The organism is Novosphingobium acidiphilum DSM 19966, from assembly GCF_000429005.1.
GTDB lineage: Bacteria > Pseudomonadota > Alphaproteobacteria > Sphingomonadales > Sphingomonadaceae > Novosphingobium > Novosphingobium acidiphilum.
In genome coordinates, this window is sequence record NZ_AUBA01000002.1 from 216,194 (window position 1) to 229,128 (window position 12,935).

The 12,935-nt window shown below is 64.5% G+C and carries 10 protein-coding genes; 4 read left to right on the forward strand and 6 right to left on the reverse strand.

Going from position 1 to position 12,935, the window contains the following annotated elements:
• Positions 1–355 precede the first annotated feature (355 nt).
• Positions 356–1,693 carry a spinster family MFS transporter gene (locus tag G404_RS17805; RefSeq protein WP_084600954.1) on the forward strand — a complete coding sequence of 446 codons (1,338 nt, stop codon included), beginning with the start codon at positions 356–358 and terminating at the stop codon, positions 1,691–1,693.
• Positions 1,694–1,922: 229 nt separating this feature from the next.
• Here G404_RS17805 and G404_RS0102400 read toward each other — a convergent pair whose 3' ends face one another.
• The 5 genes from G404_RS0102400 to G404_RS0102420 all read right to left on the reverse strand — a co-directional run bounded on the left by G404_RS0102400 (position 1,923) and on the right by G404_RS0102420 (position 7,724).
• Positions 1,923–2,267 carry a hypothetical protein gene (locus G404_RS0102400; protein WP_028639669.1) on the reverse strand — a complete coding sequence of 115 codons (345 nt, stop codon included), beginning with the start codon at positions 2,265–2,267 and terminating at the stop codon, positions 1,923–1,925.
• A 36-nt stretch (positions 2,268–2,303) separates the two neighbouring features.
• Entirely contained in the window at positions 2,304–2,969 is a 666-nt protein-coding gene (locus tag G404_RS0102405) for a transposase (protein ID WP_028639670.1), read from the reverse strand.
• A 281-nt stretch (positions 2,970–3,250) separates the two neighbouring features.
• Positions 3,251–4,357, reverse strand: a complete 1,107-nt coding sequence (locus G404_RS17810) for a glycoside hydrolase family 53 protein (RefSeq protein WP_245584350.1) — start codon at positions 4,355–4,357, stop codon at positions 3,251–3,253.
• Positions 4,357–6,792: a beta-galactosidase GalA gene (galA, locus tag G404_RS0102415; protein ID WP_028639671.1), complete on the reverse strand. Its 2,436-nt coding sequence runs from the start codon at positions 6,790–6,792 to the stop codon at positions 4,357–4,359. The genes G404_RS17810 and galA overlap by 1 nt, the downstream gene beginning before the upstream one ends.
• An 11-nt stretch (positions 6,793–6,803) precedes the next feature.
• On the reverse strand, positions 6,804–7,724 hold the full coding sequence (locus tag G404_RS0102420) for a Gfo/Idh/MocA family protein (protein WP_342663686.1): 921 nt from the start codon (positions 7,722–7,724) through the stop codon (positions 6,804–6,806).
• A 136-nt stretch (positions 7,725–7,860) separates the two neighbouring features.
• Between G404_RS0102420 and G404_RS0102425 the strand changes: the two genes are divergently transcribed.
• The gene (locus G404_RS0102425) at positions 7,861–9,657 is read left to right on the forward strand and encodes an IlvD/Edd family dehydratase (RefSeq protein ID WP_028639673.1); all 1,797 of its coding nucleotides are present in this window, start codon (positions 7,861–7,863) and stop codon (positions 9,655–9,657) included.
• A gap of 7 nt (positions 9,658–9,664) precedes the next feature.
• The gene (locus G404_RS0102430) at positions 9,665–10,531 is read left to right on the forward strand and encodes an SMP-30/gluconolactonase/LRE family protein (RefSeq protein ID WP_036520042.1); all 867 of its coding nucleotides are present in this window, start codon (positions 9,665–9,667) and stop codon (positions 10,529–10,531) included.
• Here G404_RS0102430 and G404_RS0102435 read toward each other — a convergent pair.
• On the reverse strand, positions 10,528–11,256 hold the full coding sequence (locus tag G404_RS0102435) for a FadR/GntR family transcriptional regulator (protein WP_156906160.1): 729 nt from the start codon (positions 11,254–11,256) through the stop codon (positions 10,528–10,530). The two genes, G404_RS0102430 and G404_RS0102435, sit on opposite strands and share 4 nt — an antisense overlap.
• A 101-nt stretch (positions 11,257–11,357) precedes the next feature.
• Here G404_RS0102435 and G404_RS0102440 point away from each other — a divergent pair, with 101 nt between their 5' ends.
• Positions 11,358–12,935, forward strand: coding sequence for a sodium/sugar symporter (locus tag G404_RS0102440; RefSeq protein ID WP_028639676.1), 1,578 nt, complete (start codon positions 11,358–11,360; stop codon positions 12,933–12,935).

A 12,935-nucleotide genomic window follows, 5' to 3' on the forward strand; every position in this document is an offset into this window, starting at 1 on the left:
CTGCGCGCATCTGAACCCTCCCCCTGCTGGGGAGGGTTCTGCTACGGTCTTTTCGAACGACGCGCTTTTCGTGGGGCACAGTGGCACATCGACAGGGCCAGTCTCTTCAAAAAACTGTCCTGCTTGCGCAGGATCATGCGCATCGTTGCGGCCCTTCGTTCCTTTTGCGGAAATGGGCCGCACTGGCAGCCCTATCGACACCCTGCCGCTGTTAAAGCCCTGGATGACCCGTTCCGGGTTGGCCGACGTCCCCGGACCTTGTGCCCGGAACTCTGCGCATCGCGCATCAAGATCTGCTGGCCAGCGGTGCAAGCTGTGATACCAGCAGGCGCACGGGGATCGAACGGGGGCAACAATGACAGGCACAGTGCGCACAATCGCGGCGCGTTACGATGACGCGCAGGACGATACGACGCTGACGCGCTGGTATGTCCTGGCTTTGACCATGCTGGTCTATACCGTCAGCATTGCCGACCGCTATGTCATCTCGACCGTGCTTGAACCGATCAGGCTCGAATTTCATCTCAGCGAGACCGAGGCCGGTCTGTTCACCGGGGTTGCGCTGGGTCTGTTCTATGTCACGATGGGGCTGCCGATGTCGTGGCTGGCCGATCGCACCAACCGCCGCAACGTGCTGGCGGCGGCGCTGGCGATCTGGTCGATCATGACCACGCTGTGCGGGGTGGCGCGCACCCCGATGCACCTGATGTTTGCGCGGATCGGGGTGGGTTCGGGCGAAGCCGGCGGAACACCGCCCTGCAATGCCATCATCGCCGACTATTTCCCGCCGTCGCGCCGCGCGATGGCAACCACCATCTTCGCGCTCGGCGCACCGCTTGGCGCGTGGCTGGGTTCGGATATTGCCGGGCGCATTGCCGCCGGGCAGGGATGGCGCGCGGCATTCCTGGTGCTGGGCGTGCCGGGGCTGGTCCTGGCCGCGCTGATCGTGCTGACCATGCGCGAACCGCGCCGCGGCCGGTATGACCCGGCCATCGCGGATCATGCGCCGTCGTTTGGCGAAACCGTGCGGTTCATGGCGGCGCAGCGCGGCAGCCTGCACGTGATGATGGGGCTGGGTATCTCGGCGCTGTGGGGTTGGGGCCTGATCTGGTTCACCCCGGCCTTTATCGAACGGACCTACCACATGGGCGATGGCAGCGGCGGCGTGCTGCTGTCGCCGATCCATCTGATCGGCGGCGCCGGCGCAACGCTGATCACCGCATGGCTGGTCGGGCATCGCCTGTTCGCCGATCCGCGCCGGATCCTGCGGCTGTTGTCGCTCAGCACCGCGTTCGCCACCATTCCGTCGTTCTATGCCTATTTCACCCATGATCCTGCGGTGATGACACTGATGCTGTGGCTGTTTGTCCCGGCCATCTATCTCTACGTCGGCCCGACGTTCGCGCTGGTGCAGAACGCGGCGCCGGCCGGCATGCGCGCGGTGTTCATCGCGGTCGCGCTGTTGATCGCCAATGTGTTCAACCTGATCGTCGCGCCCTGGGTCGTCGGCGCGCTGAGCGACCATTTTTCGGGCGGGCACCCCACCGCATCATCGCTGCGGCTGGCGCTGCTGATCCTGGCGCCGACCGGATTGTGGGCGGCGTTCCACTATTGGCGCGCAGAACATCACCTGGCCGCCGATGCGGCCAGGATTGTCGCCTATACCCGCCACCGCAACCAACCATACGATTGAGCCACGCCGCGCCGCGCCCACCCCGCCCGATGGCGCGGCATTTTGGCACGCTCAGGCAAGATCGGCCGCGCGTTGCGCGCCACACACACCAGGCCCGCGCCGTGTGCCATGGCGCGCGCCACAGCAGCGGCACCCGATGGCGGGAACGATATTCTGGGGAGTACTGGCGATGACCAACCGGCGGCATGCAATGATGCAGCGGGAATTACCGTGACAGGTGCGAAAACCCCTAAATACCCTTAGGCTTCGGTCCCCGCTTTTTGGGAATGAGGTCCAGCCCGGTACGCGCTTCCATATCGACCAGCCATTCGGGTGATCCAATCGGTCGGCCCAGGCTTTCGGCCTTGCGCAGCGCGGCATATGTGAACGATTCATCGAAGGCTTCTCCAAGAAACGCGCGGAAATCGCCTATCCGCTCAAGCGCAGGACCAACCCGGACGACATGGTCATCGCATCCGGCATAATGCGCGCGCACGCTGGACCACGGCCAGTCTTCGGCGCGCTTCACCTTACCGGCACGCACGGGATTCAATGCGACGTAGCGCAATGCAGCAAAAAGATGCTGCTCATCCATGGCAACAGAGAATTACCGTGACAGGTGCGAAAACCCCTAAATACCCTTAGGCTTCGGTCCCCGCTTTTTGGGAATGAGGTCCAGCCCGGTACGCGCTTCCATATCGACCAGCCATTCGGGTGATCCAATCGGTCGGCCCAGGCTTTCGGCCTTGCGCAGCGCGGCATATGTGAACGATTCATCGAAGGCTTCTCCAAGAAACGCGCGGAAATCGCCTATCCGCTCAAGCGCAGGACCAACCCGGACGACATGGTCATCGCATCCGGCATAATGCGCGCGCACGCTGGACCACGGCCAGTCTTCGGCGCGCTTCACCTTACCGGCACGCACGGGATTCAATGCGACGTAGCGCAATGCAGCAAAAAGATGCTGCTCATCCATGGCAACAGAGCTGAACCGACCCTGCCAGAGATGACCAGTCACACGCATCCGCGCATTGATGTAACCCGTATAGTGGCGATGGACATGGCGAAATGCCCGGCTCAAACCATCGTCATCACGCGGCACAGCAATGATGTGGACGTGGTTCGGCATAAGGCAATAGGACCAGATCTCGACCCCGGCGCGCTCTGCGCCCTCCGCCAGAAGGTCAAGGTAAAGTGCATAATCGCCATCCTCGAAAAATGTCTGCTCGCGGCGGTTTCCACGCTGCGTGACATGGTGCGGAACGCCGGGCAGAACCATTCTTGCGAGACGTGACATGCCCCGCCATTACACCTTCCTTCTCAATGATGCAATAAAGGGGTTTTCGCACCTGTCACGGTAATTCCCCTGTCACGGTAATTCCCTGTCACGGTAATTCCCTGTCACGGTAATTCCCTGTCACGGTAATTCCCTGTCACGGTAATTCCACGGTAATTCCCTGTCACGGTAATTCCACGGTAATTCCCCTGTCACGGTAATTCCTGTCACGGTAATTCCTTTTTTGCCGAATTCGCGCTGGCCGCCTTGCCCCCTCCTCTTGTAAAAGCGCTTTTCCTCGGTCACGGGCCAGGCTTGCCGTAATCCTGCCGCAGGAAATCAAACACCGGCAGGGCGGCGTGGTGGGCGAGGTCAAACCAGGCGGCGTTTTCCCAGGTTGATCCGGTGCCCCAGCGCGTTTTGCATCGGGTCGATACCCAGTCGGGCGCCCAATAGACAACGCCGCTGCCACCGTTGGCGACCACGGTGCGGGTCAGATCGATCATATAGCGCTTCTGGCCTTCGGGGCTGGCGCGATAGCCGGGGGCCAGGGCGTGTTCGCCCAGCACATTGCCGCTGCTGTCCGCGCCGTCGAGCGTGAAGGGATAGGCGGTTTCCACCACCACGACTTGCGCGCCATAACGCGCGCGGGCCGCCGCGATCACTTTGCCCAGGCCCGAAAAGCTGTATTTCGACCAGTTGGAATAATAACTCAGCCCGATCTGGTCGTAATCCAGCACGCCGGCCACGGTTGCCGCATCAAGCCAGGGGAACAGGTTTTCGGGCTGGGCAATGTGCAGCATCACCTTGATCGGGGCGTGATGCGCCCTGCCCGCTTCGCGCACTGCGGCGATCCCGGCGTTGATCAGGCGCGCGTTGCGCGACCAGTCAATCGCGTGGTCCTTCGTGCCGCCCAGCAGTTCGGAATTGATCTCGTTGCCCACTTGCACCCATTCGGGCAATTGGCCGGCGGCGCCCAGCCGTTCGAGCACATCGCGGGTATAATCGTGCAGCGCGGCCGCTTGCGCGGCCGTGTCCAGTTTTGCCCAGGCGGCAGGTGCGCGCTGCTTGTCGGCATCGGCCCAATCGTCGGAATAATGGAAATCGAGCAGGACTTTCAGACCCGCGGCATGCGCACGGCGGATCGATTTCAGCACATCGTCATAGGTGCTGTAACGCGTCCAGTCGGGATTGTTCCAGATGCGGATGCGCGCGATCGTGCCGCCGGCCGCCTTCAGCAACACGAACGGATCGGCGGGGTGCCCGCCGGCATCGCGGAACCTGGCGCCGCAATCCTCCATTTCGTTGGTGAACGACAGATCGGCCCCCAGATCGAGCGCCGCTGCATGAACAGGGGTGGCCAACAGGCCGGCGATGAACAGACAGGTGCGCAGGCGGTGCATCGGCATCAGGCTCCGGTGTGAAAGAACAGGTCGATCGCGGCATCGGGCATGCCCTGGGCCGTCACCACCAGCCGCGCCGCGCCCTGGCGGCCATCGCTTTGCACGATGGCCAGTGCCAGCGCATTGAACGCACGCCGCGTGGTACCCTTGTCGGGTTCGGTCGAAGTCGGATCGCCGTTGCCCAGCCCGATCAGGCGCGCCGCACCGGTCAGGCCAAACCGCAACGGGGTGTTTGCGGTCGGCACCGGATTGCCCTGCGCATCGCACACTTCGACGCGCACCATGGCCAGATCAGCGCCATCGGCGGACAGCCGGATGCGATCGGCGCGAAGCATCAGCCGGGCGGGTGCCCCTGCGGTTACGCGCCGGTCTTGCGCCACCACGCGGCTGTCGTTGCGCCCGATCGCGGTCAATGTGCCGGGCGCATACGGCACCTGCCACACCAGGTGGCCATTTTCGGGCATCGCCTGCGTGCCCAGGCTAGCGCCGTTAAGCAGCAATTCCACATCATGCGTGTTGCCATGCACCCACACCTCGATCGGTTGGCCCGCCCGATCGGGCCAGGTCCAGTGCGGCAGCAGGTGCACCAGCGGCTGATCGCGCCGCCACCATGCGCGGTAGTAAAAGGCATTGTCCTTGGCAAAACCGCACAAGTCATAAGCCCCGAAATAGCTCGATGTGCTGGGATAGGCGGCATAGGGGGTCGGCTCGCCGCGATAATCGAACCCGGTCCAGATAAACCCGCCGGCTATCCCCGGACTGGTTGCGACAATCGGCCACCATTGTTCGGCATTGGCCGCCCACCACGGATGTTCGGTGTCATAGGCGCGCACGACATGCCGGGCCGGATCGTTGGCATAGGCGCCGCGCGTGGCCACCGTGCTGGCGGTTTCGGTGCCGATCACCGGCACATCGGGATGTTTGGCCTGAAACGCCGCGATCTGGTCGGTGCGGTAATTGAACCCGACGACATCGACTGCGGTGGCGGCCCCGGGTTCGTTCCAGCCGCTGTCCATCGCCTGCGTGGTCAGGCGGGTGGGATCGAGCGCCTTGGCCCGCGCGACCAGTTTGCGGCTTAGCATTGCGCCGCGCGGTGTGCCCTGGTGGCCTTCTTCGTTGCCCACCGACCACAGGATGATCGAGGGATGGTTGCGGCTTGACCGGATCATCCGGTCAAGTTCGTCGATACCTTCGGGGCTGGTGGTGTTGAGCCTGGTTTCGGCGATCATCATCATGCCGCGCGCATCGCACGCATCGAGCAACGCCTGTGCCGGCGGGTTGTGCGCGCTGCGCCAGGCATTGGCGCCCATTTCGCGCATGCGATCAATCCGCCAGGCATGCAGCGCGTCGGGAATGGCGGTGCCGACGCCGGCATGATCCTGGTGGTTGCACACCCCCAGCAATTTCATCGGTGTGCCGTTGAGGAAAAAGCCCTGCCGCGCGTCGAACCGCACCGCGCGGATGCCAAAACGGGTTTCGACGCGATCGATCACCGCGCCATCGACCATGACCTCGCTGATCAGGCGATAGAGCGCGGGATCGGCCGGTGACCACATGCGTGCGCGCGCCAGGGCAAGTTCGCCGTGGCCCTGGGCAAACGCGCCTGTCGCAACGGTGCGGCCATCGGGTGCAACCACGCTGTGCCGCACCATCGCAGAGGTCGTGCCCGACAGCTCGGTGCTGATCGCGATCCGCGCGCCTTCACCCTGTGGTTGGGCGCGCACAAACACCCCCCATGGCGGGATATGCACCGCAGGCGCCGACACCAGCCGGACATGGCGATAGATCCCTGCGCCTTCATAAAACCAGCCCTCGCCCAGGCTGGCATCGACGCGCACCACCAACTGGTTGGGCGTGCCGTCGTAATTGACGAAATCGGCGATATCGACGTTGAACGGAGCATAGCCGCTGTCGCTGCCGCCGACATGATAGCCGTTGACGATGACCATCGACGCGCGGAACACGCCGTCGAATTCCAGCCAGATCGCGCGGCCCTTGTCGCCTGCGCCCAGCGGCAGCGTCAGCCGGTACCAGCCGATGCTGTTTTGTGGAAAATCGCGGCCGATCGCGCGAAAACCATGCGCCGCGGCAAAGTCCTCCTTGCCCTTGGGCACCGCGGCGGGTGCAGCATAGTCAAGCCCGACGGCCCAGTCATGCGGCACGCGCACCTGTTCCCAGCCGCGATCGTCGAAATCGGCCAGCACGACCGCGCCAAGCTCAAAACCCGGCTTGGCAAAGCTGCGCTGCCACGCGCCAAACCCGAAATCGCGCGCCGGATCGGCGGCATGGCCCAGGTGAAATCGCCAGCCATCGGCCAGCACCATTTCGCGGCGCAGCGGTGCGGCGATGGGCGCAGGTGTGGCGGCGCGCAGGCCCGAAGACATGGCACCGGTCACGGCCGCAGCGCCTGCCATCACGGATCGACGATCAAGCTTTGGCATCGCGTTCGTCCTTAAAATTCAAATGCCGGCAAGGCGCGGGTCTGCCCCAGCAGCATCGCATCGGCCACCAGCATCAGCGGGCGTGCGTCCACGTCGCTGGCCCGGGCATCGATCAACGCGGCGAAGCGCGCATAAATCCGCGCATATTCGCCATCGGCATCGGTCGTCTGCGGGTGATCGTCGATCGTCAGGCGATGGCCGCCCGTGCCCAGTACCAGCCGCCCGGCGTCGGTTTCGACCACGATATCCCATTGGGGCGGCCCGGCATGCACAATCGACAGATCGCAGGTAACCGCGGCATGGCCATCGTGGAGCATGGCCACACGCGCCTCCGTCGGGGCGCCACGATTGACCGGCACGGCCAGGTCTGCGGCCACAACCTCAAGCGCGCCCGGCAGGATCCGGGTCAGCAGCGAAAACGCATTGATCGCCGGATCGAACACGCCAAACCCGCCCGCTGCCAGCAACCAGTCCTGCCCCGGATGCCACTGGCGCACATCTTCGCGCCAGATCACCTGCGCCGACACGATCCGCCGTCCGGTCAGCCAGGCACGTGCCGCGTCGGCCGCAGCGGTTTCGCGCGAATGCCAGGTGGCCATCAGCGACCGGCCCGCACGACGCGCGGCCACCATCAACGCATCGACCTGCGACAGGCTGGCCGCAGGCGGCTTTTCCAGCATCACATGCAATCCGGCCGCCAGCGCACGGCGCGCCAATTGCGCGCGCACGCCGGGCGGCGTGCACAGGCACACCGCATCGATGGCGCGATCTGCTGTCAGCATGGCATCGATGTCGTCAAACGCCGGCACCGCATCGATGCTGCCGTGCAGGCTGGCCGTGGCGACCAGTGCAAAGCGCGGATCATTGCGGATGGCGGGGATATGCTGATCGCGGGCAATCTTGCCGACACCGACGAGGCCGAGGCGAATCACGCTTTTGTGCATTACGGTTCATCCCCTACTTTACTTTTATATGATATATCTGCTTAAAGCGGTCAACAGCGTGCGTGCGCCCCGCGACAACGGGGCTATACCCGTGACGCAGCGACCAAGAAGGAGCGGAACAGGCATGTCGGATCAACCCCCAACGCTGCGACTGCGTTCGCGCGCCTGGTTCGACAATCCGGCCTCGCCCGACATGACCGCGCTCTATCTCGAACGGTATCTCAATTACGGATTGTCGATCGAAGAACTGCAGTCCGATCGCCCGATCATCGGCATTGCCCAGACCGGCAGCGACCTGTCGCCGTGCAACCGCCACCATCTGGTGCTGGCGCAGCGGGTGAAAGACGGCATTCGCGATGCGGGCGGCATTCCGATCGAGTTCCCGACCCACCCGATCCAGGAAACCGGCAAACGGCCGACCGCCGGGCTTGATCGCAATCTGGCCTATCTGTCGCTGGTTGAAACGCTGTTCGGATATCCGCTTGATGGTGTGGTGCTGACCATCGGCTGCGACAAGACCACACCGGCCTGCCTGATGGCGGCGGCCACGGTCAACATTCCGGCGATCGCGCTGTCAGTGGGGCCGATGCTCAACGGCAGCTATCAGGGCGAACGCACCGGCAGCGGCACGATCGTGTGGAAAGCGCGCGAGATGCTGGCCCGGGGCGAAATCGACACCAAAGGCTTTATCAAGCTGGTCGCATCGAGCGCGCCATCGGTTGGCTATTGCAACACCATGGGCACCGCGACGACGATGAATTCGCTGGCCGAGGCCTTGGGGATGAGCCTGCCGGGCAATGCCGCGATCCCCGCGCCCTATCGCGATCGGGCCGAATCCGCATGGGAAACCGGCCGCCAGATCGTCGAGATGGTGCGCGCCGATCGCAAGCCTTCGGACATCCTGACGCGCGCCGCGTTCCTCAATGCCATTCGCGTCAATTCGGCGATCGGCGGATCGACCAATGCGCCAATCCATCTCAACGCCATTGCGCGGCACATGGGGGTCGCGCTGACGCTTGACGACTGGCAGGACCATGGCGCCGATGTGCCGCTGCTGGTCAATCTGCAGCCGGCCGGCGAATACCTGGGCGAGGATTATTACCGGGCCGGCGGCGTGCCGGCGGTGATGGGCGAACTGTTGCGCGGCGGGCTGCTCGACGGTGATGCGATGACCGCCAACGGCCGGACCGTCGCACAAAACGTGGCCGACGTGCAGATCGAAAACGAGGCCGTGATCAGGCCCCTGGCCAGCCCGCTGCTGCACCATGCCGGGCTGACCGTGCTGCGCGGCAATCTGTTCGATGCGGCGGTGATGAAACAGAGCGTCATCTCGCCCGAATTTCGCGCGCGGTTCCTGTCCAGTCCCGACAGCCCCGACGCGTTTGAAAGCCCGGTGGTGGTGTTCGACGGCCCTGAGGATTATCACGCGCGCATCGATGATCCCGCGCTGGGCGTGACCGAACGCACGATCCTGGTGATCCGCGGCGCGGGCCCGATCGGGTACCCGGGCGGAGCCGAAGTGGTCAACATGCGGCCGCCCGCGGCGCTGATCCGCGCCGGTGTCGATGCATTGCCGTGCATCGGCGATGGACGCCAGTCGGGCACCAGCGGCAGCCCCTCGATCCTCAACGCCGCGCCCGAGGCGGCGGTCGGCGGCGGCCTGGCGTTGCTGCGCACGGGCGATGTGGTCCGCATCGATCTGGCCCGGGGGCGGGTCGATGTGCTGTTGACCGAGGCCGAACTGACCCGTCGCAAGACCGAAAACGACCAGAACCCGTTTGCCGGACCCGAAAGCCAGACCCCGTGGCACGAACTGGCCCGCGCCGAAACCGGCCAGTTTGACGGCGGCGCGGTGATCGAACGCGCAGTCAAATACCAGCGCATCGCCCAGACCCGCGGCTTGCCCCGCGACAGCCACTGAACAGGCCATGGCGCGCCACTGGACCATCCTGCCCCGTCCCGACGACCGCCGCGACCGGCTGGGCGAAGGCGTGACCTACCTGCCTGGCGAAAACGCGCTATACTGGGTCGATATTCTGGGCCAGCGGCTCCATCGGTTTGGGCTTGATGATCGGGCCCATGCCGAATGGGCGATGCCCGACATGATCGGCTGGGTGATCGAACGCGCCGCAGCGCCCGGCTTCATCGCCGGGATGCGTTCCGGGTTTCACACACTGACGCTCGATCCCTTTGCGCTGGTGCCCGTCGGACATCCCGAGCCCGATCGGCCCGGCAACCGGCTGAACGATGCCGTGGCCGATCGCCACGGGCGGATCTGGGCGGGCACGATGTCGATCGACGGCAGCCACGATCACGGTGCGCTGTACCGGCTGGATCACGACCTGACCTGGCACAAGGCCGATGCGCCCTATCGCATCGCCAATGGGCCGGCGCTGTCGGGTGACGGCCGCTGGATGTATCACGCCGACAGCGCACGTGGCGTGATCTATCGCTTTGCCATGGATGCCGCAGGGGCGCTTGGCCCGCGCGAACTGTTCGTGCGGTTTGCCCCCGGCTGGGGCGCGCCTGACGGCATGACCACCGACCGCGATGGCGGGCTGTGGGTGGCGCATTGGGGGGGCAGCTGCGTCAGCCGTTTTACCCCAGACGGACACCGCGAACGCTGGATCGACCTGCCCGCCAGCCAGATCACCCGCCCGTGTTTCGGCGGGCCCGAACTTGACCGCCTGTTTGTCACCAGCGCCGCCGATGGCGTGGATGAACCGTTGGCCGGATGCCTGTTCGAGGTTGATCCGGGCGTGCGCGGCCTGCCCGCCCACAGGTTCGGGGGTTAACCGCCGTGATCGGCCTGCTCGGTGGCAATGACCTGCATGACATCGCCGATGATCGCGGCCATCGCATGGTGTGCGCGCGCCGGATCGCGCGCCACGATCGCATCCTTGACCGCACCATGCGCGGCCAGATCGGCGGTACGCCCGACAATACGGTTGGTGAACTTGATCGACGTGCGCAGCGCTGTCGCCACCAGATCGCGAAACTGGGCAAAGAACGGATTGCCCGAGGCGCGCAGGATCGCCAGGTGAAAGGCGATATCGGCATTCAGCCCGTCGTCCTTGCCATCCTCGGCTGCAACCATGCGCGCGAAACCGGCCTCGATCAGGGCCAGCCCGCGTGCATCGGCGGCTTGCGCGGCAAGCGCGGCTGCGGCCGGTTCAATCGCGGCGCGCAATTCGTTGAACTGTTTCAGCAATTCGGGTGAAAACTTGCGTTCGAGCAGCCAGCGCAGCACATCGGCGTCGAACAGGTTCCAGGTCGCCACCGGCTGCACGCTGGTGCCCTGGCGCGGTCGGGCCGAAAGCAGCCCCTTGGCGGTCAGCATCTTGACCGCTTCGCGCGTGACAGACCGGCTGACCCCGTGTTCCAGCGACAGATCGGCCTCGGTCGGAAAGGCCGCATCGGTAAAAGCGCCCGTCACGATCTGGCGGCCGAGGTGTTCGAGCAGGCCATAGGTCAGATTGCGGCCCAGACCGCTGCGCCCGTCGTCGGTTTCGATATCCATGCAAATGCTCCCGCTGGGCTTCAGTTTAATCATATAAATAGACCAATGCAAAGCCTGCCGGCCGAACGCGCGGGCAAGGCGATGCCAGGAGAGGGTTTGCAATGACGCTTTCGCCGATCGATGCGGCCATGGTCGTGGCCTATGCGATATTCATCTTTGGCCTGGCGCAATGGGTCAGCCGTAAAAAGGCAGGCGCCGTCGAAGACAGCGCCGGCTATTTCCTTGCCGGCCGCGCGCTGCCGTGGTGGGCGATCGGCGCGTCGCTGATTGCCGCCAACATTTCGGCCGAACAGATCGTCGGCATGGCAGGGTCGGGCTATGCGATCGGCCTGGCGATATCATCCTACGAATGGATGGCGGCGGCGACGCTGTTGATTGTCGGCAAATTCTTTCTGCCCGTGTTCCTGAAAAACCGCATCACGACGATGCCCGAATTTCTCGAGGCGCGGTTCGGGCCAAGCATCCGCACGGTGATGGCCGTGTTCTGGCTGGTGCTCTACGTGTTTGTAAACCTGACCTCGATCCTGTGGCTGGGTTCGATCGCGGTCACGCAAGTGGCAGGCGTGAACCAGGACGCGGCGCTGGCCGGGCTTGGCCTGTTTGCGCTGGCCTATCAGTTCCGCGGCGGGCTGCGCGCGGTGGCGCTGACCGATATCGTGCAGGTAACGCTGCTGGTGATGGGCGGACTGGTGATCAGCGGGCTGACGCTGTCGCGGATTGGCGCAGGCGGCGGGATCATGGCAGGATTTGGCACGCTGATCGCGCGCGTGCCCGACCATTTTCACATGATCCTGAAGACGGGCGATCCGCATTACAAGGATCTGCCCGGGCTTGGCGTGCTGATCGGCGGGATGTGGATCGCCAACTTGTCGTATTGGGGGTTCAACCAGTATATCATTCAACGCACACTGGCAGCCAAATCGCTGGAAGAAGCGCGCAAGGGCATTGTCTTTGCCGCGTTCCTCAAACTGCTGATGCCGGTGATCATCGTGCTGCCGGGTATTGCCGCGGTCGTGCTGGCGCCGCATCTGGCCAAGCCCGACAATGCCTATCCGGCGATGATGCACCTGCTGCCGACGGGTCTGCTAGGCCTTGTGTTTGCGGCATTGACCGCGGCGATCATCGCGTCGACGGCCAGCAAGATCAATTCGATCGCGACGATCTTCACACTCGACATCTATGCCCGGCGGTTCCACCCGACCGCGGGTGAAGCGCGGCTGGTGCAAGTCGGGCGGATCACCGCGGTGACCGCCACGGTGATCGGCATCCTGGCGGCGCGCCCCCTGCTGGGCAGCATGGACCAGGCATTCCAGTATATTCAGGAATTTTCGGGCTTCGTCACGCCGGGCATCACCGTGATCTTCCTGACCGGACTGTTCTGGCCGCGCGCGACCGAAACCGGCGCACTGACCGGCGCGCTGGCCAGCGTGGTGCTGAGCGCGCTGTTCCGGTTTGGCGGCATTGCCATGCTTGAAGCGGTCCCGTTCATGCATCGCATGGCAATCGTGTTCGTGATTTCGCTGGGGCTGACGATCGCGGTGTCACTGGCGCGGCCTGCGCCCGTGCGCACGGGCCTGGGGATCATGGAGGGTGTCTCGTTTGACACCAGCCGCGCCTTTGCGTGGGCCTCGGCGCTGATCGTGGCCATACTGGTCGTGCTTTATGCGGTATGGTGGTGA

Excerpts from the sequence above, each read along its gene's own strand:
- G404_RS17805 (WP_084600954.1), top strand. The coding sequence starts at position 356 with ATGACAGGCACAGTGCGCACAATCGCGGCGCGTTACGATGACGCGCAG.
- G404_RS0102400 (WP_028639669.1), bottom strand. The coding sequence starts at position 2,267 with ATGGATGAGCAGCATCTTTTTGCTGCATTGCGCTACGTCGCATTGAAT.
- G404_RS0102405 (WP_028639670.1), bottom strand. The coding sequence starts at position 2,969 with ATGTCACGTCTCGCAAGAATGGTTCTGCCCGGCGTTCCGCACCATGTC.
- G404_RS17810 (WP_245584350.1), bottom strand. The coding sequence starts at position 4,357 with ATGCCGATGCACCGCCTGCGCACCTGTCTGTTCATCGCCGGCCTGTTG.
- galA (WP_028639671.1), bottom strand. The coding sequence starts at position 6,792 with ATGCCAAAGCTTGATCGTCGATCCGTGATGGCAGGCGCTGCGGCCGTG.
- G404_RS0102425 (WP_028639673.1), top strand. The coding sequence starts at position 7,861 with ATGTCGGATCAACCCCCAACGCTGCGACTGCGTTCGCGCGCCTGGTTC.
- G404_RS0102430 (WP_036520042.1), top strand. The coding sequence starts at position 9,665 with ATGGCGCGCCACTGGACCATCCTGCCCCGTCCCGACGACCGCCGCGAC.
- G404_RS0102435 (WP_156906160.1), bottom strand. The coding sequence starts at position 11,256 with ATGGATATCGAAACCGACGACGGGCGCAGCGGTCTGGGCCGCAATCTG.
- G404_RS0102440 (WP_028639676.1), top strand. The coding sequence starts at position 11,358 with ATGACGCTTTCGCCGATCGATGCGGCCATGGTCGTGGCCTATGCGATA.